Annotated in this window: 22 protein-coding genes; 9 read left to right on the forward strand and 13 right to left on the reverse strand. The window is 69.7% G+C overall.

Going from position 1 to position 24,744, the window contains the following annotated elements; all coding sequences use genetic code 11:
* Window positions 1-131: 131 nt before the first annotated feature.
* Window positions 132-2,264 (forward strand): S9 family peptidase, encoded by a 2,133-nt coding sequence (locus ABD658_RS12575; RefSeq protein ID WP_344682702.1) that lies wholly within the window; start codon window positions 132-134, stop codon window positions 2,262-2,264.
* A gap of 86 nt (window positions 2,265-2,350) precedes the next feature.
* Here ABD658_RS12575 and ABD658_RS12580 read toward each other — a convergent pair whose 3' ends face one another.
* Window positions 2,351-2,668: an acylphosphatase gene (locus tag ABD658_RS12580; RefSeq protein WP_344682700.1), complete on the reverse strand. Its 318-nt coding sequence runs from the start codon at window positions 2,666-2,668 to the stop codon at window positions 2,351-2,353.
* A gap of 57 nt (window positions 2,669-2,725) precedes the next feature.
* Between ABD658_RS12580 and ABD658_RS12585 the strand changes: the two genes are divergently transcribed.
* A complete protein-coding gene (locus ABD658_RS12585; protein ID WP_344682698.1) occupies window positions 2,726-3,517 on the forward strand; it encodes a PTS sugar transporter subunit IIAB in 792 nt (263 codons plus the stop codon).
* A gap of 12 nt (window positions 3,518-3,529) precedes the next feature.
* On the forward strand, window positions 3,530-5,098 hold the full coding sequence (ulaA, locus tag ABD658_RS12590; RefSeq protein ID WP_344744697.1) for a PTS ascorbate transporter subunit IIC: 1,569 nt from the start codon (window positions 3,530-3,532) through the stop codon (window positions 5,096-5,098).
* Between the two features lie 70 nt (window positions 5,099-5,168).
* Here ulaA and ABD658_RS12595 read toward each other — a convergent pair whose 3' ends face one another.
* Window positions 5,169-6,356 (reverse strand): amidohydrolase, encoded by a 1,188-nt coding sequence (locus ABD658_RS12595; RefSeq protein WP_344682694.1) that lies wholly within the window; start codon window positions 6,354-6,356, stop codon window positions 5,169-5,171.
* A gap of 157 nt (window positions 6,357-6,513) precedes the next feature.
* On the opposite strand from ABD658_RS12595, the gene thpD reads away from it, so the two are divergent.
* Window positions 6,514-7,413 carry an ectoine hydroxylase gene (gene thpD / locus ABD658_RS12600; protein ID WP_344682692.1) on the forward strand — a complete coding sequence of 300 codons (900 nt, stop codon included), beginning with the start codon at window positions 6,514-6,516 and terminating at the stop codon, window positions 7,411-7,413.
* Between the two features lie 131 nt (window positions 7,414-7,544).
* On the opposite strand, the gene ABD658_RS12605 is transcribed toward thpD, so the two are convergent.
* From ABD658_RS12605 to infC, 5 genes are all read right to left on the reverse strand, one after another.
* Window positions 7,545-7,865 (reverse strand): RNHCP domain-containing protein, encoded by a 321-nt coding sequence (locus tag ABD658_RS12605; protein ID WP_344682690.1) that lies wholly within the window; start codon window positions 7,863-7,865, stop codon window positions 7,545-7,547.
* Window positions 7,862-8,848 (reverse strand): TrmH family RNA methyltransferase, encoded by a 987-nt coding sequence (locus ABD658_RS12610; RefSeq protein WP_344682688.1) that lies wholly within the window; start codon window positions 8,846-8,848, stop codon window positions 7,862-7,864. The genes ABD658_RS12605 and ABD658_RS12610 overlap by 4 nt, the downstream gene beginning before the upstream one ends.
* A gap of 143 nt (window positions 8,849-8,991) precedes the next feature.
* On the reverse strand, window positions 8,992-9,375 hold the full coding sequence (gene rplT, locus ABD658_RS12615) for a 50S ribosomal protein L20 (protein WP_070159259.1): 384 nt from the start codon (window positions 9,373-9,375) through the stop codon (window positions 8,992-8,994).
* A gap of 116 nt (window positions 9,376-9,491) precedes the next feature.
* Window positions 9,492-9,686 carry a 50S ribosomal protein L35 gene (gene rpmI / locus ABD658_RS12620; RefSeq protein ID WP_070159257.1) on the reverse strand — a complete coding sequence of 65 codons (195 nt, stop codon included), beginning with the start codon at window positions 9,684-9,686 and terminating at the stop codon, window positions 9,492-9,494.
* A 353-nt stretch (window positions 9,687-10,039) separates the two neighbouring features.
* Window positions 10,040-10,732: a translation initiation factor IF-3 gene (infC, locus tag ABD658_RS12625; protein ID WP_083277378.1), complete on the reverse strand. Its 693-nt coding sequence runs from the start codon at window positions 10,730-10,732 to the stop codon at window positions 10,040-10,042.
* A 140-nt stretch (window positions 10,733-10,872) separates the two neighbouring features.
* Here infC and ABD658_RS12630 point away from each other — a divergent pair, with 140 nt between their 5' ends.
* A complete protein-coding gene (locus tag ABD658_RS12630) occupies window positions 10,873-11,280 on the forward strand; it encodes a DUF1844 domain-containing protein (RefSeq protein WP_083277377.1) in 408 nt (135 codons plus the stop codon).
* A gap of 52 nt (window positions 11,281-11,332) precedes the next feature.
* Here the strand turns inward: ABD658_RS12630 and ABD658_RS12635 are convergent, their stop codons facing one another.
* Entirely contained in the window at window positions 11,333-11,788 is a 456-nt protein-coding gene (locus ABD658_RS12635) for a hypothetical protein (RefSeq protein WP_344682683.1), read from the reverse strand.
* Between the two features lie 565 nt (window positions 11,789-12,353).
* Here ABD658_RS12635 and ABD658_RS12640 point away from each other — a divergent pair.
* Window positions 12,354-12,602 carry a WhiB family transcriptional regulator gene (locus ABD658_RS12640; protein ID WP_070159252.1) on the forward strand — a complete coding sequence of 83 codons (249 nt, stop codon included), beginning with the start codon at window positions 12,354-12,356 and terminating at the stop codon, window positions 12,600-12,602.
* A gap of 139 nt (window positions 12,603-12,741) precedes the next feature.
* On the opposite strand, the gene ABD658_RS12645 is transcribed toward ABD658_RS12640, so the two are convergent.
* The 4 genes from ABD658_RS12645 to ABD658_RS12660 all read right to left on the reverse strand — a co-directional run bounded on the left by ABD658_RS12645 (window position 12,742) and on the right by ABD658_RS12660 (window position 21,590).
* Window positions 12,742-14,274 (reverse strand): sensor histidine kinase, encoded by a 1,533-nt coding sequence (locus tag ABD658_RS12645; RefSeq protein WP_344682681.1) that lies wholly within the window; start codon window positions 14,272-14,274, stop codon window positions 12,742-12,744.
* Between the two features lie 3 nt (window positions 14,275-14,277).
* Window positions 14,278-19,095, reverse strand: a complete 4,818-nt coding sequence (locus ABD658_RS12650; RefSeq protein WP_344682679.1) for an NAD-glutamate dehydrogenase — start codon at window positions 19,093-19,095, stop codon at window positions 14,278-14,280.
* A 75-nt stretch (window positions 19,096-19,170) separates the two neighbouring features.
* Window positions 19,171-20,823, reverse strand: a complete 1,653-nt coding sequence (locus ABD658_RS12655) for a CpaE/TadZ family protein (RefSeq protein ID WP_344682677.1) — start codon at window positions 20,821-20,823, stop codon at window positions 19,171-19,173.
* The gene (locus ABD658_RS12660) at window positions 20,820-21,590 is read right to left on the reverse strand and encodes a CpaB family protein (RefSeq protein WP_344682676.1); all 771 of its coding nucleotides are present in this window, start codon (window positions 21,588-21,590) and stop codon (window positions 20,820-20,822) included. Before ABD658_RS12660 ends, ABD658_RS12655 begins: the two co-directional genes overlap by 4 nt.
* Before the next feature lie 245 nt (window positions 21,591-21,835).
* Between ABD658_RS12660 and ABD658_RS12665 the strand changes: the two genes are divergently transcribed.
* Window positions 21,836-22,072 carry a helix-turn-helix domain-containing protein gene (locus tag ABD658_RS12665; RefSeq protein ID WP_070159245.1) on the forward strand — a complete coding sequence of 79 codons (237 nt, stop codon included), beginning with the start codon at window positions 21,836-21,838 and terminating at the stop codon, window positions 22,070-22,072.
* Window position 22,073: 1 nt separating this feature from the next.
* On the opposite strand, the gene ABD658_RS12670 is transcribed toward ABD658_RS12665, so the two are convergent.
* Window positions 22,074-22,637, reverse strand: coding sequence for a hypothetical protein (locus ABD658_RS12670; protein ID WP_344682673.1), 564 nt, complete (start codon window positions 22,635-22,637; stop codon window positions 22,074-22,076).
* 362 nt (window positions 22,638-22,999) lie between these two features.
* Between ABD658_RS12670 and ABD658_RS12675 the strand changes: the two genes are divergently transcribed.
* Together ABD658_RS12675 and ABD658_RS12680 are read left to right on the forward strand one after the other, a co-directional pair.
* A complete protein-coding gene (locus tag ABD658_RS12675) occupies window positions 23,000-23,923 on the forward strand; it encodes a LysM peptidoglycan-binding domain-containing protein (protein WP_344682671.1) in 924 nt (307 codons plus the stop codon).
* Window positions 23,924-24,040: 117 nt separating this feature from the next.
* Window positions 24,041-24,730 (forward strand): Rv3235 family protein, encoded by a 690-nt coding sequence (locus ABD658_RS12680; protein ID WP_344682669.1) that lies wholly within the window; start codon window positions 24,041-24,043, stop codon window positions 24,728-24,730.
* Window positions 24,731-24,744 lie beyond the last annotated feature (14 nt).

The following is a 24,744-nucleotide window of genomic DNA, read 5'->3' on the forward strand; positions in this document are numbered from 1 at the left end:
CCCGTCCTGATGTCACAGCTGCGCCCGACCTCCGGCGCAGAGGGCCGCCGCAGGCGGCCGGCCCGCCGACTCACCCACCATCGGTTGCGTCACACAACATTCTGGCGGCGTTCCGGTGATACAAAGTTCCCATGACCGACGCCGCAGAAGAAGACTTCCACGACCTCGACCGCTACGTGGCCCTCCCCCGGCTTCAGGGTCTGACCATGAGCCCCGACGGCCGCCGCCTGGTCACCACGGTGACCACGCTCGATGGGAAGGGCACGGGCTACGTCAACGCGCTCTGGGAGATCGACCCCCTCGGCGAGCGCGACGCCCGGCGGCTGACCCGCAGCGCCCGAGGCGAGGCAGGCCCAGCGTTCTCGGCCTCCGGAGACCTCTGGTTCACCTCCGCCCGCCCCGGCGAGGAGGGCGACTCCTCGGACACGGCGCTGTGGCGCCTCCCGGCCTCTGGCGGCGAGGCCGCCCTGGTCAACCGGCGTCCCGGCGGCGTGAGCCGCGTGCACTGCGCCCCCGGCGCCGACGTCGTCGTCACCGCACCGCTGCTGACCGGCGCAGCAGATGAGGACCAGCACGCCGCCCTGCACGCAGCCCGCAAGGACGCCTCGGTCAACGCGATCCTCCACACCTCCTATCCGGTCCGCCACTGGGACCACGACCTGGGCCCGGCACGGCCCGCACTGTTCACCGTGGACGAGGAGCAGACGCCGACGGCCTCGCGCCCTCGCACCGGAGACGAGCTCCCCCGCCGGCTGCGCCACGTCACCGAAGGCCTCGGCTCCCTCTACGGTGAGGAGGTCACGCTCAGCCCCGACGGCACCTGGGCGCTGATCTCTGTGCACGTCCCGGAGGCTCGCGCGGACCGTCGCACCGCCGTGGCCCTGGTGGACCTGGCCAGCGGAGAGCGCCGCATCATCGCCGACGACGTGGAGCATGATCACACCCCGGGACCCATCAGCCCTGACGGACGCACCGCCGTGGTGACCATGACCCGGCGCCCGGTGCCCTCCCGGGCACCCATGCCCCGCCTGCACCTGATGGACCTGGAGACCGGCGAACTCAGCCCCACCGGGCACACCGACCTCTGGCTGGCTCCCTTCGACTGGCTGCCGGACGGATCCGGATTCATCGCCGGAGCGGACGCGGACGGGCGCGGCCCACTGTTCCGCGTGGACGTCGCCGACGGTCGCGTCACCCAGCTGACCCACGACGATGCCACCTATTCGACCGCCGTCGTCGCCCCTGACGGATCCGCCGTCTATGGCGTGCGCGCCAGCTGCGCCTTCCCGCCCGAAGCGGTCCGGGTGGCTCTCACCGACGGCGCCGTGACCCGGCTGAAGAACCCGGTGCCGCGTCCGGAGCTTCCCGGTCGACTCACCGAGGTGGAGACCACCGCCGCCGACGGCGTGCGACTGCGCGCCTGGCTGGCCCTCCCGGAGGGCGCCGACGCCGAGGCTCCCGCCCCGCTGCTGCTGTGGATCCACGGAGGCCCCTTGAACTCCTGGAACGCCTGGTCCTGGCGGTGGAACCCCTGGCTCATGGTCGCCCAGGGCTACGGCGTCCTGCTCCCTGACCCGGCCCTGTCCACGGGCTACGGCCAGGAGTTCGTCCAGCGAGGCTGGAACTCCTGGGGAGACAAGCCCTTCACGGACCTGATGAGCATCACCGACGCCGCCGAGGCCCGAGAGGACGTCGACGAGACCCGCACCGCCGCCATGGGCGGGTCCTTCGGCGGATACATGGCCAACTGGGTGGCCGGGCACACCGATCGGTTCTCCGCGATCGTCACCCACGCCTCCCTGTGGGCACTCGACCAGTTCGGACCCACCACGGATGCGTCCTTCTTCTGGCGCCGGCAGATCGACGCCGCCATGGAGGAGAAACACTCGCCGCACCGCTTCGTGGAGGAGATCGTCACCCCGATGCTCGTGATCCACGGGGACAAGGACTACCGCGTGCCCATCGGGGAGGGCCTGCGGCTGTGGTACGAGCTGCTGGAGCGCTCCGGGCTCCCGGCCGACGCCGACGGCAGCACCGTCCACCGGTTCCTCTACTACCCGCAGGAGAACCACTGGATCCTCACTCCGCACCACGCGAAGATCTGGTACGAGGTGGTGCTCAGCTTCCTGGCCGAACACGTCCTGGGCGACGAACGGGCGCTGCCCGTCCAGCTCGGGCTGACTCCACCGCCGTCGGGCGCCGAGGCGCGGAGCAGGGAGTCAGCACCCGAGGACGACGCCCTGCCGCACGCGGCCTCCAGCTGACCTGAGACTGCCCCGATCAGCCTGACGGGCCGGGGCAGACTGACGGGCCGGGGCAGGCTGACGGGCCGGCGCGGAGCCCCGTCCCGTCAGCGGCGGATCTCGAACCCGGAGTCCGGGAGGGCTGCCAGCTCGTCAGCGGTGGCCGCCCGTTCCTCCACCTGGTCCACGCGAGCGTTCTTCGGCCCGTGGTGACACCAGCGGATCAGGGCGTCCACGGCAGGGCCCTGGCCTCCGACGACGATCTCGACCGCGCCGTCCTTCGTGTTGCGCACCCAGCCGGTGAGGCTGAGGTCCTCGGCCTCCGCCTGGGCGGAGGCCCGAAAGAACACTCCCTGGACCCGGCCGGTCACGCGCAGCATCCGACCGGTGGTGCATCGGCTCCGAGGAGTCTGGTGGTCTGCCATGTCACCAGTGAACCAGGCCGTCCCGCGGACCACCACCCCGGTGGTAATGTGCCGCACATGTCATCGCTGTCTGAGCTGCTGAGCCCTGAGGGCATCCGCCTCGACGCCGAGGCCGCCGACTGGCGGGAGGCCGTCCGCACCGCCGGAACTCTGCTGGAGGACCAGGGAGTCGCCGACGCCGACTACACCCGCGCCATGATCACCACGGTCGAAGAGAAGGGCCCCTACATCGTGGTGGCCCCCGGCTTCGCCCTCCCCCACGCCCGCCCCACCGACGGCGTAGCCCGCACCGGGCTGGCCTGGCTGCGGCTGGCCACGCCGGTGCCCTTCGGACATGACTCCCACGACCCGGTCTCGCTGGTCGTGGCCCTGGCCGCCGTGGACTCCTCGGCCCATACTCGGGCCATGGCGCAGCTGGCCCGCAGACTGGCCGAGCCTTCGACACGCGAGGCGCTCGACCTGGCAGGATCCGCGCAGGAGGTCCTCCACGTGCTCGACGGCCGAAAGGCCTCCGGAGAACGGCACCACCGCAACACCCCGGACACGGCCGCAGAGGCCGAGGACCGGCATCTCATCCTCACCGTGTGCGGCAACGGACTGGGCACCTCCCTGTTCCTCAAGAACACCCTCGAGCAGGTGCTGGACACCTGGGGCTGGTCCCGGCATGTGACCGTCGAGGCCACCGACACGATCTCCGCCCGGGGACGGGCGTCCGAGGCGGCGGCGATCCTTACCTCCGGGGAGATCGCGAAGACGCTCGGCGACGTCGGCGTGCCCGTCCGTGTCGTGGAGAACTTCACCAGCACCGGCGAGCTCGACGCCGCCCTGCGCGACCTCTACGACGTCTGATAAGGACCCCGCATGGATCTTCTGATCACCGCCGCCCAATTCCTCGTCAACGAGATCCTCAGCGTGCCCGCGTTCCTCATCGGCATCATCACCGGCGTGGGGCTGGTGGCGCTGCGCCGCTCCGCCGGGCAGGTCATCGGCGGGGCGCTGAAGGCCACTCTCGGCTTCCTGCTCATCGGCGCCGGAGCCACACTGGTGGTCGCTTCCCTGGACCCGCTGGGGGTCATGATCCAAGATGCCACAGGTGCTCACGGCGTCGTCCCCACCAATGAGGCGATCGTCGGCATCGCTCAGGAGCTCCATGGTGCGCAGGTGGCCTGGTTGATGATCCTCGGCTTCGCCGTCTCCCTGGTGCTGGCTCGGTTCACCCCGCTGCGCTATGTGTTCCTGACCGGTCATCACATCCTGTTCATGGCCACCCTGCTGACCATCGTGCTGGCCACCGGCGGGTACTCCGGCGCCGTCACCGTCATCGTCGGCGGTGCGCTCCTGGGCATCCTGATGGTCTCCCTGCCCGCCTTGGCACACCCCTGGACTCGCCGCATCACGGGGGACGACTCCATCGCCATCGGGCACTTCGGCACCGCCGGCTATGTAGCCGCCGGAGCGGTCGGCCGGCTGGTGGGCGGGCGGTCCAGCCGCTCCACCGAGGAGCTGAAGCTGCCGGAGTCGCTGCGCTTCCTCCGCGACTCGATGGTGGCCACGGCACTGTCCATGGTGCTGATGTATGTGGTCGTCGCCGCGATCTCCGTGGCCCGCGAGGGCGAGTCCGCGTACGAGGCCTTCGACGGAGGGGCGGAGAACCTGGGCAACTTCCTGATGCAGGCGGTCACGCAGGGGCTGCAGTTCGGGATCGCGGTGGCGGTGATCCTCTTCGGGGTGCGCACCATCCTGGGCGAGATCGTGCCGGCGTTCCAGGGCATCGCGGCCAAGCTGGTGCCGGGCGCGATCCCGGCGCTGGACGCGCCCATCGTCTTCCCCTACGCGCAGAACGCGGTGCTGGTGGGCTTCCTCTCCAGCTTCACGGGTGGGCTGCTCGGGCTGGCCGTGCTCTCGCTGTGGCTGAACCCTGCCTTCGGCCTGGCCCTGATCCTCCCCGGGCTGGTGCCGCACTTCTTCACCGGCGGCGCCGCCGGGGTCTACGGCAATGCGACCGGCGGACGTCGGGGTGCGGCCGCCGGAGGCTTCGTCAACGGGCTGCTGATCACGTTCCTGCCGGCCGGGCTGCTGCTGGTGCTCGGTGACTTCGGCGAGGCGAACACCACCTTCGGCGACACCGACTTCGGCTGGTTCGGGATCCTCATCGGCTTCGGCGCCTCGATCGGCTCGGTGGGCGGGCTGGTCGTGGTCTCCGCCCTGGGCCTGCTGGTGCTGGGCTCGGCGATCCTCGTCCAGAAGAAGGTCGTCGACGTCGGCTGGGACCCCTCCCCGCATCGCAGCCGCCCGGATCCGGCCCTCGACGGCGGCACAGACCCCTCGTCCGACGTCGACACGGCGGAGACCGACTCACGGGCATCCGCTGCGGCACCGCCGAAGATCGCCCCGCCGCGTGGGGCCCCGGCGCCGCCGCCGCGCCCCTGAGCACGACGGCGGCGGGTGACGTCGGCCGGTGCCCCGTGACGTCCGATCTGCCCGACGGCCCGCCCGCCGCTCACCAGCGTTCCAGCACCGTGCCCGTCCGGGTCTGCTCGTCGTAGCTGTAGACCTCCCGGCCGTCGATCCAGGTGCGCAGCACCCGGTTCCGGGTGTCCAGCGGGTCGCCGGACCAGAGGACCACATCGGCGTCCTTGCCGACCTCGAGGGAGCCGATGCGCTCGGCGGCGCCGATCACCTCCGCCGGGTTGATGGTGACCGCCTTCAGCGCCTCGGCGGGGTCCATCCCCTCGCGGACAGCCAGCGCCGCCTGGTGCATCAGAAAGTCGATGGGCACCACCGGGTGGTCGGTGATCAGGGAGACCTTGACACCGGCCTCCGAGAGGATGCGCGGGGCCGCCGCCGTGCGGTCCCGCACCTCGACCTTGCTCCGGGATACGATCATCGGCCCGTAGAGCACCGGGATGCCGCGGGCGGCGATGACATCGGCGATCTTGTAGGACTCGGTCCCGTGGTCCAGCACGAGCTCATAGCCGAACTCGTCGGCCAGCCGGATGGCCGTGGCGATGTCATCGGCGCGGTGGCAGTGCTGCCGCCACGGGATCTCGCGGTCCAGGACCTTCACCAGAGCCTCTGAGATGAGGTCGGCGTCGCGCTCGCCCTGGGGCTTCTCCGCCCACCGCCGGGCCTCGGTGAACGCCTTGCGCATGGTCATCGCGACACCCAGGCGGGTGTTGGGCGTCTTCTTCTGCTCGCCGTACACCCGCTTGGGGTTCTCGCCGAGGGCGGCCTTGAGCCCGGACGGCGACCGCAGCACCATCTCATCGACGATACGCCCGTGGGTCTTGATGGCCACAGCGAGGCCTCCGATGGGGTTGGCCGATCCGGGGTTGACGTTGACGCTGGTGATCCCACCGGCCAGGGCGTCGTCGAAGCCGACCTCGGTGGGGTTGATGGCGTCCAGGGCACGGGCCGCGGCGGTGACCGGGTCGGTGGTCTCGTTGACGTCGGCGCCGGCCCACCCTTCGCCCTCCTCATGCACGCCGAGGTGGACGTGGGCGTCCACGAGACCGGGCAGCACCCAGCGGCCGGCGGCGTCGATGACCTCATGGCCTGCGGGGATCTCAGCCTCAGCACCGAGCGCGGCGATCCGACCCTCGGTGACCACGATCCGACCCTCGACCGGCGCGGAGGTGACCGGCACGAGGTGGGCATTGTCGATGACATAGTTTCTCTCTGCAACCATAAGGGAACTCTAGCATCGACGGTTGCAGCGAGGAACTGAGCTGTTAGGGTCCGTAGGTGGCGGCGCCGGAGCTGCCCCATCGGCAGGCGCCGCACCGGCCGCCCCTCTGACAGGAGGCGGCCCCTACGGAACGTCCCACGATGAAGGAGGTCTTCGCATGACGACCACCGTCCACGACGTGACGGACCAGTACCCCACCCGCCAGGGCGACGCGCCCCGGGTGATCCCCCGCCAGGACCCGGTGGTGCAGGGCACCGCCGACCAGGGCCCGATGGACGCCGCCACACTGCGCGGCTTCGACGAGAAGGGCTACCTGACCATGGAGAAGCTCATCAGCGACGAGGAGCTGACGCTCTTCCGCGACGAGCTCGCCCGCCTGGCCGACGACCCGGAGGTCAAGGCCGACGAACGCACCGTCGTCGAGGCCACGTCCCAGGAGGTCCGGTCGATCTTCGACATCCACCGCAGCAACGCGGTGTTCCGGAGGATCGCCCACGATCCACGGATCGTGCGGAGGGCCGAGCAGATCCTGGGCTCCCAGGTGTACATCCACCAGAGCCGGATCAACTACAAGCCCGGATTCGTGGGCAAGGACTTCACCTGGCACTCGGACTTCGAGACCTGGCATGCCGAAGACGGGATGCCGACCCCGCGGGCGGTGAGCATCTCGATCTCCCTGACCGACAACTACTCCTTCAACGGCCCGCTGATGATCATGCCCGGATCCCACAAGCACTACATCAGCGCGGTGGGCACCACGCCGGAGGACAACTTCAAGCAGTCCCTGGTCATGCAGGGCGCCGGTGTGCCCGACCCGGAGACGCTGACGGAGTTCGCCGACCGTTTCGGCATCGATGTGCTGGAGGGTCCAGCCGGCGGAGCCATCATGTTCGACTCGAACTGCATGCACGCCTCCAACGGCAACGTCACCCCGTACCCGCGGTCCAACGTGTTCATCGTCTACAACTCGGTGGAGAACGCTCCGGCAGAGCCGTTCGCCGCCCCGGCGCCACGACCCGAGTTCCTCGGAAGCCGCGACGTCACCCCGATCGGCTGAGCACTCAGAACCCCTCCCCGGGACCCGCTGACCGGCCCTCGGGACGGGCGATGGCCCCATCGCGCCCGCGGTGGGGCCATCACTGTACTGACGTCGCCACGACGCCAGGCCCATGGACTCGCAGGCGCCACTCAGCCGGGTCGCTGCAGGGCGATGACCGCGTCCATGTCATCATCCGGGGCCAGCCGATTCCGAGCCGTGACCCCACAGGCGGTGCACCGGTGGATGAGGATGAAGCCCTTCTTCCCGGAGTGGTCGACGCCGACCGGCGCCATCACGGCCCCGCAGTCCGCAGACCGGTCCCCCGGCACGACGTCCACATGCCGTGAATGCAGGCAGAACGGGCAGTGGTTGCGGTAGCTGCCCCCGGAATGTCGGCTGACCTCCCGGCCGCAGTGCCCGCAGACGAATCCGGTGTTCTCCACCTCTCGACCGCCGGGCGCGTAGCTCATGGAGTCTCCCCCACGGAACCTCCGGCCTCAGCGCGCGCCATGGCTGAGGCGTAGAGGCACACGGTGGCCGCGGTGGCGACGTTCAGCGACTCTGCCTGCCCGTAGAGCGGGATGGAGACCCGACGATCGGCGAGCCCACGCTGCTCGGAGCTGAGCCCGTGGGCCTCATTGCCCAGCAGCCACAGCGTCGGGGATCCGAGATCCTCCATCTCCGGCAGCGGGACTTCTCCTCCGCCGTCGGCGGCCAACACCTGCAGCCCCGCGCTCCTGGCGGTGGCCACCAGCCGCTGCGGGTCCGTCCCGGTGAGCAGCGGGAGGTGGAAATGCGAGCCCGCAGCGGAGCGGACCACCTTCGGCGCCCAGGGATCCACGCTGCCCGGCGTGAGCACGACGGCCGACGCACCGGCGGCGTCGGCGGTGCGGATGATGGTGCCGGCATTGCCCGGGTCCTGGATTCCGAGCAGGCCTGCGACCAACCCAGCCGGCGCTCCTGAGCTCTCGGGCCCGCCGAGCAGGGACTCCAGCGGACCGGCCCCGCCGTCGCTCGCCCCCGTCTGCGGGATGCGGCACACGGCCAGCACTCCCTGAGAGGTCTCGGCGTCTCCCATAGCTGCCAGGACCTCCGCAGTGGCCTCGCGCAGGAAGAACCGCGCCGGCCGCGGAAGGGCGGCCTGCGGGTCGAAGAGAACACCCCGGGCCTGGTCCAGCAGCGCCTGGAGATCCGGATGGGCGCTCAGCGCCTCGGCGTCGAAGAAGAGCGCGTCCAGCTCCGGCAGGCCCTTGACGGCGGAAGCCGGGTGACGCGCCGCGCCGTCGGGGACGTCCTCCCAGCGGCGCAGCCACAGGGTCAGCGCCTCCCGCACAGGCTGAGGACCTTCGGCGAGGAAGAGCCGCTGACGACGCCGGCCCGCCCGGGTCGCCAGCGAGGCCACCTTCTTCACGCGGTCCGCATGGGGGTTGTTCAGCACTGCAGGATCAGTCATGGTCCTCATTCTTCCTCACCGGTGGCCGCAGCGGCCCAGGTCATCGCCGATCCGCCCGGATACTCTGCTCAGACATGACGACGGCGCCCACCCCTGGAGTCCAGGGGCGGGCGCCGTCCTCAGCTGGTCTCAGCTAATCAGGCTCAGGCGGCCTTCTTGGCGTTGACGTCCTGCGGCAGAGCCTTGCGCGCCACGTCCACCAGGGTCTCGAAAGCCTTGGCGTCGGAGACGGCGAGCTCAGCCAGCATGCGACGGTCGACCTCCACCTCAGCGGCCTTCAGGCCCTGGATGAAGCGGTTGTAGGTCAGACCGTGGGCGCGGGACGCAGCGTTGATGCGCTGGATCCACAGGCGGCGGAAGTCGCCCTTGCGCTTCTTGCGGTGCTGGTAGTTGTAGGTGTAGCTGTGCAGCAGCTGCTCCTTGGCCTTCCGGTAGAGGCGGGAACGCTGACCGCGGTAGCCGGAGGCCCGGTCGAGGACCTTGCGGCGCTTCTTGTGGGCGTTGACCGCCCTCTTCACTCGTGCCACGTGAAATCTCCTAGTGCAGTGAGTCTTCTGGTGTTCATAGGCCCGGGAGGCGGCATGCTCATCGGCATGCCACGCCGCCCAGAGGCCCGGTCATCGGGATCGAGGTCGCAGGACGCTCAGATGCCCAGCATCCGCTTGATGCGCTTCTCGTCGGCCTTGGTGACGATGCGGTCACCGGCCAGACGACGCGTCAGGCGGGAAGACTTGTGCTCCAGGTAGTGGCGACGGTTGGCCTGCTGGCGCTTGATCTTGCCGGAGCCGGTCAGCTTGAATCGCTTCTTGGCCCCGGAGTGGGTCTTCATCTTCGGCATGGTGCCGTTCTCCTTACATCGTGCGGACCTGCAACGCCTACGAGGCCCGTCCGTCGACCCCGGAACGTATCCGAGGCCTCGGCCGGGCAGCGGCGCAGAGGTGGGGCCGACCGGCGTCGCGTCTCCGACGTCCCGGCGAAGGACGCCGTGGACGAGGATGTCGCGGGCCTCGGCCCCCTTGTCATAGGAACGACAGGATGGTGACGCGTGACGCGCAGGCACATCCTGCCGTGAACCCGAAGAGCCATTCTACGCCATGCGGCACCGGAAGGCATGTTGGGCATGCAGTGGCCCTCCGTCGCAGATCCGACGGAGGGCCACTGTGATGATCTTCTGCGGCGGACCGCAGAGATCTAGAGGTTCTTCAGCTCGTCCGGGAGGTAGTCAGCCATGGAGTTGGACAGCGGCTTGACGTCCTTCTTCTCCGTGGAGACCCGCTCCTGGTTCTTGCGGGCACGCTTCGAGGGGGTGCCCTTGGGCTCCGCCTCTGCGGCCTCGGCCGCTGCTTCGGCGGCCTCCTGCTTCTTGACCTCTGCCTTGGTCTTCAGCGGTCCGACGACCATCACCATGTGACGCCCGTCCTGACGCGGGGAGGACTCGACCGAGCCCAGGTCCCCCACGTCCTCCGCGAACCGCTGGAGCAGTCGGACACCCATCTCCGGGCGCTGCTGCTCACGACCGCGGAACTGGATCATGGCCTTGACCTTGTCACCGGCGGAGAGGAATCCTCGGGCGCGGCTGACCTTGGTCTCATAGTCGTGGTCGTCGATCTTGAGACGGAACCGGACCTCTTTGAGCGTGGTCGTGGTCTGGTTCTTCCGGGATTCACGAGCCTTGACAGCGGCCTCGTACTTCCACTTGCCGAAGTCCATCAGCTTGCAGACGGGAGGCTTCGCGCGGGGCGCGACCTCGACCAGGTCCAGACCGGCCTCGGAGGCCAGCCGCTGGGCGTCCTCGATCCTGACGATGCCGACCTGCTCCCCCTGCGGGCCGACCAGGCGGACCTCCGGAACTCGGATCCGTTCGTTGATGCGTGGTTCGCTGATCTGTCCAACTCCTGTTTGATGACGATGGCGAGTGGGCGTCGTCGGTGTGGAACCCCGATGGCGGGGTGCGAGATGACGCCCGCTTCGGCGCTCAGGGCGCGCATCGCGCGCCTACCGAGACATGTGACAAGCTTACCAGCATGCAGAGTGACCAGAACAACCGTCCCGACGCCACCCCCTCCTCCGAGGGGCCCGACGTCGAGGGGATCAAGCAGGCCGTGGACCAGCAGGCCCGAGACATCGCCGAAGTCCCGGCCGTGGAGCTGATCAACACCGTGGCCGTGCACCTGATGAGTGCGGCCGCCGTCAAGACCGGCCTCGCCGACGACCCGGAGGCCGAGGCGCTGAAGGACCTGGACGAGGCACGCAAGCTCATCACCGCCCTGGCCGGCCTGGTCACGGCGGCCGCCCCGGAGGTCGGCTCCACCCACGCCGCGCCGCTGCGCGACGGCCTCCGCTCGCTTCAGCTGGCCTTCCGCGAGGAGTCGCTCGTGCCGGACGCACCGGGCAAGGGCCCCGGCGAGAAGTGGACCGGTCCGGTCAACTGACCCGACGCCGCTGACCGTCCCAGCGCAGCGCCCACCCGGACCGAGGGCCGGCTCAGGAGGGAGCGCCGTCTCCGGCGGCGAGCCATGCCTGAGTCGGCCCCACGAAGGCCAGCACCAGGGCCACGGCGGCCGGGACGAGGAACAGCGCACCGACCTGCCACACCCCCGAGGCGAAGAAGCTGAACGAGAGCACCACGATCATCAGCTGCAGGACCATCGCCGGCGTGCGGGCACCGGGCGCCCCCATGAACAGCCGGAAGCCCAGCAGGATCAGCACTGCCGCCAGCAGCAGATAGAGCACCAGCATCGCGATGTAGCCGACAGTGTCCAGCTGCTCAGGCTCCGAGGCGACGAACTGCGCCACGGAGCTGAAGCCCACGGCGAGCCCCTGCATCAGCAGGATCAGGAAGATCAGCCACACCGGCCACGGCCGCGGCCTGGCGTGGGTGAAGCGTCGGGGCCCCTGCGGGGCATTGAAGTCCGGCTGGGGAGAGTCCTTCTCGAGCATGCCCACCATTGAACCACCCGGGCCCTATGAGCGCCCCGCCAGGGAGTCCCTCCGGCGGCACTCCGTCCAGTCCGCCCGCCCTGCCGGACCGCCGACATGGCCGCACCCGACGTCCGACCTCTCCGGCAACCCTGCCAATGCTCGGGGGCCCCGGGCCGTCCACCAGACTGTGACGCCCCTTGAGGACCGCACGCGGGGCATACACAAGTCGCTCCAGGTCAGCCCGGGAGGCCGCCGAGGCGACCTCTCTGCGCCCGCCGGATCACACTTTCTGCTGTGAGCAATGCCACAGCGTTTCGGGCGTATTTCTGCCCTGCGAAGTCTTGTTTGCATCCTGTTAACGTGTCAGCCTTGAACACGTACTTCTCCGGGCTGGCAGTCCTCTGACTCTGCCTGCGCGACTGCGTCCTACGGTCAGGTCCCGCACCGACAACTGAAGCTTCTGCCTTCCGGAGGCGGCACGGACTCCCCGAGGCCTACCCCTGGGCCCCGGGTCGAGGAACTGCCGCAGCACCCCACCCGAGCAACAGCGTCCCACCACCGGACGCAAGGAGTAGTGATTCCCATGGATTGGCGCAGCCGAGCAGCGTGCCTGGACAAGGACCCCGAGCTCTTCTTCCCCGTGGGCAACACCGGCCCCGCCCTGCTCCAGATCGAGGAGGCCAAGAGCGTGTGCCGCCGGTGCCCCGTGATGGACACCTGCCTGCAGTGGGCGCTGGAGACCGGCCAGGACGCCGGCGTCTGGGGCGGCATGAGCGAGGACGAGCGCCGAGCGCTGAAGCGTCGCGCCGCACGCGCGCGCCGGGCCTCCTGAGGCCCGCGTCCGGACAGGACGCCGCAGCAGCCCACCACGGACGACGGGGCGGGACTCTCCTCTCGGAGCAGTCCCGCCCCTTCGTCTGTCGTTCGTCTGTCGTACGTCTGTCGCTGCACACCGCAGCGTCCAGGACGGATCAGTGGTGCTGCAGGCCCAGGATCGGCGCCTTCAGCACCGCACGTGTGCCGACCGGTTCGCCGTCGGGTCCCTCACCGTGGTCCCAGTCGATCACCCCGGAGAGCTCTCCCCGCACCAGCGTCCTGACGATCTGCAGGCCCAGGCCCGGCTCCCAGTCCGTCTCCGGCAGCCCGACGCCGTCGTCGACGATCTCCAGCTCCAGCCGCTCCCGGCCGGCCGCGTCCGCTGAGCGACTCACCACCATGCGTACCGTCAGGCTGCGCCGGGTCGGATCCGGGCCGAAACCATGCTCCACGGCATTGGCCACCACTTCGGTGATGACCAGCGCCAGCGGAGTCACCATGTCCGGCGGCAGCTGGCCGAAGCTCCCCTCCAGGTGTGTCTCCACCCTGCGCTCGGACTGGGCCATCTCCGCGGCGAGCCTCAGCTGCCGGCGCATCAGCTCATCGACGTCGACGCTCTCCTCCAGCCCCTTCGACAGGGAGTCGTGGACCATCGCGATGGTCTCCACGCGACGCATCGCCCGACGCATCCCGGCCCGGCCCTCCTCCGAGTCCATGCGCCGCGACTGCATCCGCAGCAGCGCCGAGACCGTCTGGAGATTGTTCTTCACTCGGTGGTGGATCTCCTTGATGGTCGCATCCTTGCTCATCAGCTGGCGATCACGGCGCCGCAGCTCGGTGACGTCCCGGCACAGCACCAGGGCGGCGAACCGCTCGCCGTCCTTGTACAGCGGGATGGACCGCAGCGTCACCGCGGCCCCGTGGGCCTCGAGCTCAGCACGCATCGCCCGGCGACCCGTCAGCAGCAGCGGCCGGGTCTCATCCACCACACCACCGGTGGAGCGTTCGAGCTCCGCCCCGATCCCGGCCAGGGATCGGCCCTCCAGCGAGTCTGCCACTCCCAGCCGAGACAGCGCGGAGACGGCGTTGGGGCTGGCGAAGGTGATCTTGCCCTCGACGTCCAGACGCAGCAGCCCGTCCCCCACCCTCGGGGCTCCGCCGTAGGCGCTGAACTCCACGTGGGTCTCCGGCCACCGCCCCTGGCCCACCATGACCAGCAGATCGGCGGCGCAGCGCCGGTAGGTCAGCTCCAGCCTGGACGGGGTGCGCAGGGCGGTGACCGAGAAGTGCAGGGTCATCACCGCCAGGGTGCGACCCCCGCGGATCAGCGGGATCGCGGTGACCCGCATCCGGGCCGGGGCGGGCCGGCCCTCATCCGAGGAGTTCGTCTCCACCTGATAGCGCCAGGCCCGTTCCACCATGGGTTTGAGGTCCGCACGGATCCTGTCCCCGACGACGTCACGGTGCACCACCGTCTGTGTCGTGGAGGGGCGCGCCTGGGCCAGCGCGATGAAGGACCTGTCCTCCGCGGAGACGAATCCCTCCACGGTGTGAGGAAACCACAGGACCAGGTCGGAAAACGCCAGGTCAGAGAGCATCTGCCAGTCCGCGACCAGCGCATGCAGCCAGTCGGCATCCCCGTCATGCAGGTGCGGGTGGTCGATGAGCGGATCCTCGAAGACGGCCACGGCTCAGGCTCCGATGAGACCGCGCAGGTGCCGCAGCAGCACCGTCAACGACGCGATGTTGTCCGTCTTGAGCTGGTCCACCTCCGCCACCAGCCGCTCTGCCCGACTGATCTTCGCCTCGTTCTCCCGGCGCCAGGCCGCCATGCGCTCATCCGGCGTGCCCGGTTCGGTGCTCTTCAGCACCGAGGTCGTGACATCCCGGATCGCGTGGTAGAGCTCGTCACGCTGCGCGCCGCGGGCCAGCGCCTGCCACTTGTCCTTCCGCGGCAGCCCCGTGATGCGCTCCAGGAGCGAATCGGCGCTGAACTCGTCGTAGACCGTGTAGTACACACCCGCCACCTCGGCGGAGTCGACGCCGAGCTCCCGGGCCACGTCGGCGACGTCGAGCAGCGAGAACGTCTCGAACAGCTCGGAGACCCAGCGTGCCAGGTCCTCCGGCATGCCGGTGGCCAGCACCTCCTCCTTCTGCCGCAGAACGCGTTCCCGGTCCCCGCCCCGCAGGTGCTCCGAGAGGTTGCCGTACAGCGGTCGCAGGTGCTCGGCGAACAGCTCGACATCCTGCTGCACCGTCGTGCCCCGGGGGGCGTGGTTGACGCACCACCGGACCGCGCGGTCCAGCAGGCGCCGCATGTCGAGGTAGGTCAGCGCCCACCGCTCGCGGGGGAAGCTCACCGGCAGGCTGCGCATCGCGGCGTCGAACTCATCGAGGCGGAACAGTTCCCGCACCGTGGCGAAGGCCCGCACCACCTGAGCCTCCGAGGCGAAGGTCTCCTCCATCGCGCGGAAGACGAAGGTCGCCCCACCCATGTTGATCACGTCGTTCGCCAGCACAGTGGCGATGATCTCCCGATGCAGCGGATGCCGTGGCAGCTCCGAGGCGAAGCGGGAGGTGATCTCCTCGGGGAAGTAGTCCTCCAGCAGGGAGGTGAACCAGTCGTCGTCGGGAAGGTCCGAAGCCACCAGCGCACCCTTGAGCTGGATCTTCGCATAGGCCACCAGCACCGCCAGCTCCGGGGAGGTCAGCGGCTGGGACGCATCCCGCCGCTCCTCGAGCTGAGCGTCGGAGGGCAGCACCTCCAGTTCTCGGTCCAGTCCGGCAGAGTCCTCCAACCAGCCCATGAGCCGCTGGAAGCTCGGCGACCAGTCGCCCATCCGATGCCGGTCGGTCATGAGCAGGATGTTCTGGTCCCGGTTGGTCTGCAGGACCAGCTCGGCGACGTCGTCGGTCATCTCCCGCAGCAGCTCGTCCCGCTCCTCGGCCGCCAGGTGGCCCGAGGAGATCAGCTGGTCCACCAGGATCTTGATGTTGACCTCGTGGTCCGAGCAGTCCACGCCGGCGGAGTTGTCGATGGCGTCGGTGTTGAGCCGCACCCCCTGCTGGGCCGCCTCGATGCGGCCGGCCTGGGTGAGACCCAGGTTGCCGCCCTCGCCCACCACGCGGGCCCGCACCTGCCGACCGTCGACGCGGATGCCGTTGTTCGCGCGGTCGCCGACCTCCTCGTGGGTCTCGTGCGAGGCCTTCACATACGTGCCGATCCCGCCGTTGTACAGCAGGTCCACCGGGGCCTGCAGCAGCGCATGGAGCAGCTCCGGCGGCGTCATGACCTCGACGCCGGCCGGAAGGTCGAACCGCCGTCGCATCGGCTCCGTGATGGTGATCGTCTTCGCCGTGCGGGAGAAGACGCCGCCGCCGGCAGAGATCAGCGACGCGTCGTAGGCGTCCCAGCCGGACCGTCCGGCCGTGAACAGCCGCTGGCGCTCCCGGAAGGATGCGCCGGAGTCGGGGTCCGGGTCGATGAAGATGTGCAGGTGGTTGAACGCCGCCACCAGCCGGATGTGCTCCGAGAGCAGCATTCCATTGCCGAACACGTCCCCAGACATGTCACCGATGCCGATGACGGTGAAATCCTCGCTCTGGGTGTCGTGGCCCAGCTCCGAGAAGTGCGACTTCACCGACTCCCAGGCGCCGCGGGCGGTGATGCCCATCGCCTTGTGGTCATAGCCCACTGAGCCGCCCGAGGCGAAGGCATCGCCCAGCCAGTGCCCGTACTCGGCGGAGACCGCGTTGGCCGTATCGGAGAACGTGGCCGTGCCCTTGTCCGCGGCCACCACCAGGTAGGCATCGTCGCCGTCGTGCCGGACCACGTTCTCCGGTGCCACGATCTCCATCTGCCCGTCGCGCTCCAGCTGGTTGTCGGTGATGTCCAGCAGCCCTCGGATGAAGACCTTGTAGGCCTCGCGACCGGCTTCGAACCATGCCCCGCGGTCCTCCGCCGGGTCGGGCAGCTGCTTGGCGTAGAAGCCGCCCTTGGCGCCCGAGGGCACGATCACCGCGTTCTTCACCATCTGGGCCTTCACCAGGCCGAGGACCTCCGTGCGGAAGTCCTCCTGACGGTCCGACCAGCGCAGACCGCCACGGGCGACCTTGTCGAAGCGCAGGTGAACCCCTTCCACCTGCGGCGAGTACACCCAGATCTCATGGGCCGGACGGGGCTGCGGAGCCGAGTCGATGGTGCCCGGCGTCAGCTTCAGGGACAGCCAGTCCCGGCCCTGGTAGGCATTGGTCCGCTGCGTGGAGTCGATGAGGTTCAGGAACGTCGAGAGCACCCGGTCGGCGTCGAGGGTGCGCACATTCTCCAGCGCGTCCAGGATCCGCTGACGGGTCTCCTCCATCCGCTCGGCGCGGTCTTCGTCCAGCTGCGGGTCGAAGCGGGCCTCGAAGTAGGCCACCAGCGCGGCCGAGACCTCCGGATTCTGCAGCAGCGCCTCCGCCAGGAAGGCATAGGAGTGCGCGGACCCCAGCTGACGCATGTACTTCGCGTAGGCGCGCAGAACCGTCACCTTCTGGATGGACAGCCCGAGCTGCAGGACCAGGCGGGAGAAGATGTCCGACTCGGCGGTGCCCACCAGCACGTGGCTGTAGGCCTCCTTGAGCAGCTCGATCGTCGTGTGCGGATCCACTCCCGCCGGGTAGCAGAGGCCCAGGTCGTACAGGTGGAAGGTCGTGCCGTCGTCGCAGGTCAGCGTGTAGGAGCGCTCGTCCAGGATGGAGAGGCCGAAGTCGTCGAGGATCGGCAGCGTGTCCGTCAGCGTCTTGGGCTCGGAGAGGTAGAGCTTCAGCCTCATATGCGCCGAGTCGTCCCCGCGAGGCGGGTAGAACTGCATGCGTGGGCCGTCCTCGGGGTGCCGCTCCAGCGTCTCGAACTGAGTGATGTCCGCCAGGGCGTCGGAGACCTCGTAGAGCACCCGGTAGTCCTCCGGGAAGGCGTCGCCCCACCGGCGGGTCAGGTCCTCCGCCCGACGGCCGGAGTACCGTTCCTCGGCCTCCTGGGTGATGCCCTCGGCCCAGGAGCGGATCGCCCGGGCCAGCCTGTTCTGCAGCTCGTCGACGGTGATCCCCAGCTCGGCGGCATCGCCCGAGAGGCGCATGCGGAAGAACACCCGAGCCAGGACGGATTCGGTCAGCAGGACGTTGAAGTCGATGGACTCCGCGTCGATGTGGCGCCGCAGCTCCTGCTCCACCCGTTGACGCACCGCCGTGTTGTACCGGTCCCTGGGCAGATACAGGATCGCCGTCATGAACCGCCCGTAGTGGTCCTTGCGGAGGAAGAGCTTCACCCGCCGGCGCTCCTGCAGCTGCAGGATCTGCCAGGCAGTCTCCTCGATCTCCTCGATGTCCATCTGCAGCAGCTCGTTGCGCGGATAGATCTCCAGGATCTGCATCAGGTCCGAGCCGGAATGGGAGTCCGGGCTGAACCCGGAGCGTGCCAGGAGCTGCTGGGCCCGCGAGCGCAGCAGCGGGATGTTCTGGATCGACTGCGTGTAGGCCCGCTGGCTGAACAGACCCACGAAGCGGCGCTCTCCGCGCACCGACCCGTCCGGACCGAAGGTCTTCACCGCGACGTAGTCCATGTAGGTGCGGCGACGCACCGTGGAACGGGAGTTCGCCTTGGTGATCACCAGCGCCCGGCGCTCCCGGGCCCTGGCCCGGCCGGCCTCGGAGAGCTCCGTGGTCCGGTGGAGGGTGCCCTTGCCGCGCACCTGGGAGAGGATGCCCAGCCCGGTCTCCTCCAGCGGCTGCAGGTGCACCGAGTCGTCATCGTGCTCATCGAGCTCGTACTCCCGGTAGCCGAGGAACAGGAAATTTCCATCGGCCATCCAGTCGAGCAGGTCGGCCGACTCCTGGGACTCGTGAAGGCCTTCGGCCTCGCGCAGCAGCCCCGCTGCCCCGCGGGCCTTGCCGATCATGCGGTTCTGGTCCCGGTGGCTCGACTTCACGTCGTCGACGACGCTGTAGAGGCCCTCCACCAGCGCCTCCACCTGCTCGGCGGTGATCACCCGGTCCAGCTCCACGGCGATCCAGGACTCGACATCGGTGCGCTGCCCCTCATCGGTCAGCACGGAGAGGTCCGGCAGGGTCTGGGTGTCGCCCGAGGACATGCCGCGCTGCGGAGCCGGGACGGAGCGCACGCCCAGGACGTCGGAGCCTTCCGGGGTGCGGCTGACCAGGAAGATGGGGTGGACCACCAGGGACATGGCGTGCCCGTTCCGGGAGATCTCGGCTGTCACCGAGTCCACAAGGTGAGGCATGTCGTCGGTGACGACCAGCACGACGCTGCGGCCCTCCACGGTGACGACGTCCGCCTGCGGCGAGGAGTCCCTGCGGAGGCGGGCGAGCTCCAGATGACGAGCCACCCACTCTCTCTGATGCTCCGAGCTGACGGACCACAGATCCTCCGGAGCGACGTGGGCGAAGTACGCGCTCTCCAGAGTCTCCAGATCATCGTCACCACGGGTCCAGAGGGACTTCTCACCGGTCATGTGCACTCACTCTTTCTGGGTCATCGATGCCCCGGTCACGGGCCGGACCACGGTGTCCGACCGCCCGCACCCAGCCTACCGCCTCAGCAGGCGCCTCCGGCGCGTCGGAAGGGTCGCCCCGGCCAGGTCCGCGATCGCGTGGCGCAGGGCCGACTGGGGAGCCGACTCCGCCAGGACACGGCCGGTGAGCAGGGCGTCATCGCAGGCTGCACGGTCCCAGGGCAGGAAGGTCTCCAGCGCCTCGCCGGACCCGAACCGGTCCCAGGCCTCACGCAGCTGGTCCTCGGGGGCGCGGCCGACCGCCTCGCGCCGAATCTGGTTGATCAGCACCTGAGGCTCAGGGGCCTGCGGCAGGTTGAGCCGCAGGTCGTCCAGCGCCTTGACGAGGCGCGGGAAGGAGACCGGATCCGGCCCTCCGACCGCCAGCAGCGTGTCCGCCTCCTCCACGGCGGTGATCGTGGCCGCGTGACGCTGCGGGGCGCGGGTGTCGAAGGTCAGCTCCTCGTCGTGCTCCGTGGGTGCGGCGACGTCGACCACCACGTGGGAGAAGTCACGGGCCGCCCGCTGCAGGACCTGGCGCAGGGCCCCGCCCCGCAGTTCGGGCCACCGATCGGCGCGCGGGAGTCCGGTGAGCAGGTGGAGCCGGTAGCCACAGATGTCCACCACGGTCAGTGCCCGCCGCAGCCGTGCCGCATCGAGCCGCCCGAGGTCCGCCTGGCGGCAGGCCTGCGCCAGCCCTGCCGACTCCTCGAGAAGGCCCAGATGCGTGGCGGCCGAGGATGCGACGGTGTCAGCATCGATCAGCAGCACACGGGCGCCGGTCAGAGCCAGCTCTGCGGCCAGATTGACCGCCACGGTGGTGCGGCCCGGACTGCCCGGAGCTCCCCAGACGGTCGTGATCCCCGGACGTCGCAGCGCGGCACCGGAGTCCTCCTGTCCGGCGTCCTCCTCGGCGGCTGCCCGCAGGTCCGCATTCTGCGGTCCGGCGTCGTCCCGCCCGGTGGTGCCCCGCCGGGCGGCACCAGCTGCGCGTACGGCATCGTCGTCCCGTGCGGAACCGGTTCCGGCTGCCGCCAGGGGCCTGTCGTCCGGTGTGTGCTCCTCCTGTGTGGGCTCCTCCTGTGTGGGCTCCGCCGAGGCGGCCTCGCGCCGACTCCGGGTCGTCTCGGCCGCGCTGAGCAGTTCGGCCAGCTCTGCGTCCAGCGGGTGCTGCCCTCCAGGAGCGCCCTCACCCTCCTGTGTGCGCCCCGAAGGCGCCTCCGACTCCGCACCGGAGTCGTGCACTGCAGGAGCCTGTACGTCCTCCGGGTCGACGGGGACGTCGTCGAGCTCCTTCCCCACCGCCGCTGGAGCGCCCAGGAGATCCTCCTCGGCCGACTGCTCGGGGACAGGCAGTCCCCGCAGCGCGTCGGTGAGCGTCTTCGCGTCCACGGTGTCAGGCAGCGCCACGATTCCCAGAGCCCGCAGTCGGGCACGGTCCTCGGAGACGTCGGACACCGCCACCACGACCAGCCCCGGCTCGGTGAACTCCGTCAGCAGGCTTCCCGTGATGGTCTCGGTCTCCCCGATGATCAGAACCGCATCGGCCATTCCTGTCCGTGCGGCGGCGACCAGCTCTGCGAGGTCTGCGCACCGCCGATCGATAGTCACCGGACCATGGAGTCCCTCGACGGCGGCGATGTGATCCCGCTGAAGGTGACCGGCGGTGATGACCGAGCAGCGCCTCATGGTGCCTCCTCCTCGCTGCCCTCATCCTCGTCGGCGTCCTCGCCCTCCGTGGACTCGCCGTCGGGGGCCGATTCGCCCTCATGGTCGGCTGCCACCGGGGCTGCGCCCGCGGGCACGAGGGACAGAGCCGCCGCCGAGCTCCGCGCAGCGAGCACCTCGGGAAGGTCGTCGGGGGCCACCAGCAGCTCCACCGTGACCGCCGACTGGGCGCCGAAGGTCGAGCTGGACTCTGTCACCGCGGAGACCTCGGCCCCAGCGACCACCTGGTCCACGCGGGCACCGGCGTCCTCGCCGATCGCGCCGGGGGTCGCGGCCCACAGGTCCACCGCCCGACCCGGCTCGACCGCACGGGCGAGAGTGTCCTCGATCTCCAACGTGACCGCCTGCCGTCCCAGAGGGTCGACCGCGTCGACCGCTCGCGCGGGCACCAGCTCCCCCTCCTCCACCACGGAGACGAACTGCAGATCCGTAGGAGGCTCCCGGTCAGCGCTCAGGTACTGACCCGAGACGTCGTCCAGTCGCACGTCCACAACACGGAGGTCCTCAGCCGAGACCGGTTCGCCGACCGAGATCGTGCGGTCAGCCGCGTACACCGGGGCGGTGCGATCCTGGGAGCCGACCAGCGCCACGACGCCCGCCATCGAGACCACCACCAGGAGGACCCCAACGATGAGCCGCGGGTCCTTCCAGCTGGGCCGTCTCAGCCGATCCGCAGCCTCTGCCGCGGAGCGCGGCGCGGCGTCTGGGTGCTGTTTCTCTGAGGTCATGGATGTGCCCCTCGAAATCCGTTCCGTGCGAGTGGATGCGAGATGCCGTCGACATGGCATCGCCTCGCCTTCAGCGTACCGAATCCACCATCACCGCCGGGCTGCGCATGACAAGCTGTGGATATCCGCATCAACTGTGGACGAATCCCATCGAAGCCCACCGTCTGTGAGAGAATCACCTCATCGGGACCCGGCCGACAGGCCTGTCCCGACTGTCCGTGACGCCGTTCGAGTGAAGGAGACCGATGCGTCGCTTCCTCACCCTCCCCGACGTGGCCGAGATTCTGAACATCTCCATGGACCAGGCCCGCAGCCTCGTGCGCAGCGGAGACCTCGAGGCCATCCAGGTCGGAGGCCGCGGTCAGTGGCGGGTCGAGGAGGCCAAGCTCGATGAGTACATCGAGCGCCAGTATGAGGCCCAGCGCCAGGCGCGTCAGCAGCGCCGACGCACGACCCGCGCCGACTCGGAGTCCTCCGCCTGAATCAGACCGGGGGTCGGCCCTCCGCCCGAATCTCCGACATCGCAGCAAACGGCACGGTCCGCAGCCCGCGGGCTCCACGAAGCCGAGGCACCTCACCCGCGATGGTGAGGGCGACCTCGCAGTGGTCCCGGCCCACGCTGAGCAGCAGCCCGTGGACGAGCACCTCACCCCCTGTGCCTCGGATCTCCACGACAAGGCGATCGCGCGCCAGCCGTCGAAGCACCGCAGCCATCCCCAGACGTCGACGCACCGAGCTGCGCTCACGCTCCGCCCGCCGAGGCAGACCGTCGATCGCCTGGACTGCCACCCGGGGGATCACCACGCCATGATGCCCCTCGGCTCCGGCGATCCACTCCTCGCCCACGGCTCCTAAGCTCAGCTCCACCACGCGCCCTCCGGGCAATGTCACGGCCACCGTCTCCCCGAGGGCCGCCCGGAGACGATCTCCGAGGTCCACCGAGGCCGTCTCATGACGTGTGAACTCCGCGATGTCCCGGCCCAACTCAGCTGAGGCCTCCCCCGCCCACTGGCTCTCGAGGTCGGCGAACAGCGCGTCCCATCGCATGTGATCCCCTCCCCAGGCCCCACCGCCCCTGTCGTTGCGGGACCACACTATCCGAATCGGCCTGTCCCGTGTAACATTCAAGACCACCAAACCACATCAAATCGCATCATCTGATTACACTCGACGTCATATCCTCCAGACGGCGATGAGGAGATGTGGATGAGCAGAAGGGATCAGGAAGGCCCATGAGCACGGCGACGCCTCTACGACGACGAGATCTTCACCGACCCGATCCACGGGGGCGGGCTGCACGGCGTGAACCGACCCGCAGCTCTGCCCGCCGCACCCGGCCCACCCGCACACGGACGATCCGGCGCGACGCCGGGCTGGAGGTGCCCGCACGGAGCGACCGCCTGCAGGACATGGTCCTCACACTGCTCACCGTGGCGCTCGGCCCGGTCCTGCTGATCAGCGGTGCGGCCATCCTCGGGGTTCCCCTCGCGTCCATGCTCACGCCCCAGGCCCCGACGATCATGATGGAGAACCTTCCACGACTCGACGCCGGCCTGCGGGACGTCGAGCGAGTCGTGGGACTGGGCGCCACGGCCGTGGGGCTGCTTCTGAGCGTGGCCTCACTGATCGCCGTGCTGGCCACAGCGCTGCTGGTGGCCCTCAGCCGGCTGGGTCGCGGCGAGGGCGGCCGCGCCCGGGCGCTGTTGGAACGACTCTCCCCGGGCTTCATGCGACGCAGTCTCGTGGTGGCTCTGACCGCCCAGCTCGCCGTCGGCGGCGCGGCCGTGGCGACCCACCTGCATCATCAGCCGGCCGACCAGACACCCGTGGCCTCCGCTCCGCAGGAGACCGGAGGCCCCGAGTCCGGACCGATCCATGACGACGCACGAGGAAGCTCGGACGGACAGACGCCGCTGGATGAGACGCGCTCGGCAGCCTCAGACCGCCAGAACGCTCCAGGCGACTCAGGAGATCCCGGGTCCGGCGGAGACCTGATGGACGACAGGCCCGACGCGCACACCACCGAGCACGAGACGACACAGGAGGAGGACGTCGTGAGTCCACTGTTCACCCCGGACGCCCCTGGTCCGGAGAACGACCGTCACCAGGGTGGGGAGACTCGCGAACGGGCCGCCCAGGAGGTCACCGTCCGTGCCGGCGACACCTTGTGGAGCATCACCGCCGACCATCTGGGGCCGCAGGCCACCGAATGGGAGATCGCCGAGGCCTGGCCACAGTGGCACGAGGCCAACCGGGAGATCATCGGTGAGGATCCGCACAGCCTCCTGCCTGGCGCCGTGCTCACGCCGCCGGATGACGACGGCCCCGCCTGAGCGGACCGCGGGAACAGATCTACTCCCGGAGGCAGGGCTGAACCCGATCGATGACGCAGACGACACGAGCTCGGAGCCTTCGACCGACCGAGCCGCATCACCAGAGAGGACCTGACCATGACTGCGACCCTGTCCGAGCAGCACCCTGAGACCACCGTCCCGGAGCAGGCATCCGGCACCGACCCTCACCTGAGATCCAGGCTCGCGCGCCGTCAGCGTCCCGCAGAGCCCGGGCCGGCAGAACCCCTGCTGCGACTCGACGCCACGGTGAGGGATGATCCTGAGGCCCGATGGCCCGGAACGCCGCTGCGTCGCCTCAACACGTTCCGACTGCAGCGTGAGGAGCAGGTCCAGCGTCTGCTCCGCCGACGAGCGGCCGCCGACGCGCTCTCTGCGGCCGGCGCCGAGGACACGGACGGCCGACGTCCCACAGAACTGGCCACACTCCGCGAAGAACGGCGCCAGGTGACCGCAGTCGCGCGCCTGGTCTGCCAGGCGACCATGGAGACGCTGGCCGGACAGCGCCCCGTCCAGCAGCTGGAGCGCTGGCTGGACCCAGGGGTCTTCGACAAGGTGCGCGAACGCGCAGAGCTTCTCGCGCACGCTCGGCGAGTCGACGCCGCAGACGACGCGGTCGCGTCCGCACGGGGCCCGCTCAGCCTGAAGCGACTCCGGTGCTGCGGCGTCTCCCGAGGCGTGTGGGAGGTCGCGGTGGTCTTCGCCGGCGAATCCCGGACCCGGGCCTGCGCGATGCGGCTCGAGGCGCACCGAGGCCGGTGGCGGGTCGTGGCCCTGGAGCTGGGCTGATCAGCTGGCAGGCT

It is taken from the genome of Nesterenkonia aethiopica (assembly GCF_039534665.1).
Taxonomy (GTDB): Bacteria; Actinomycetota; Actinomycetes; order Actinomycetales; family Micrococcaceae; genus Nesterenkonia; species Nesterenkonia aethiopica.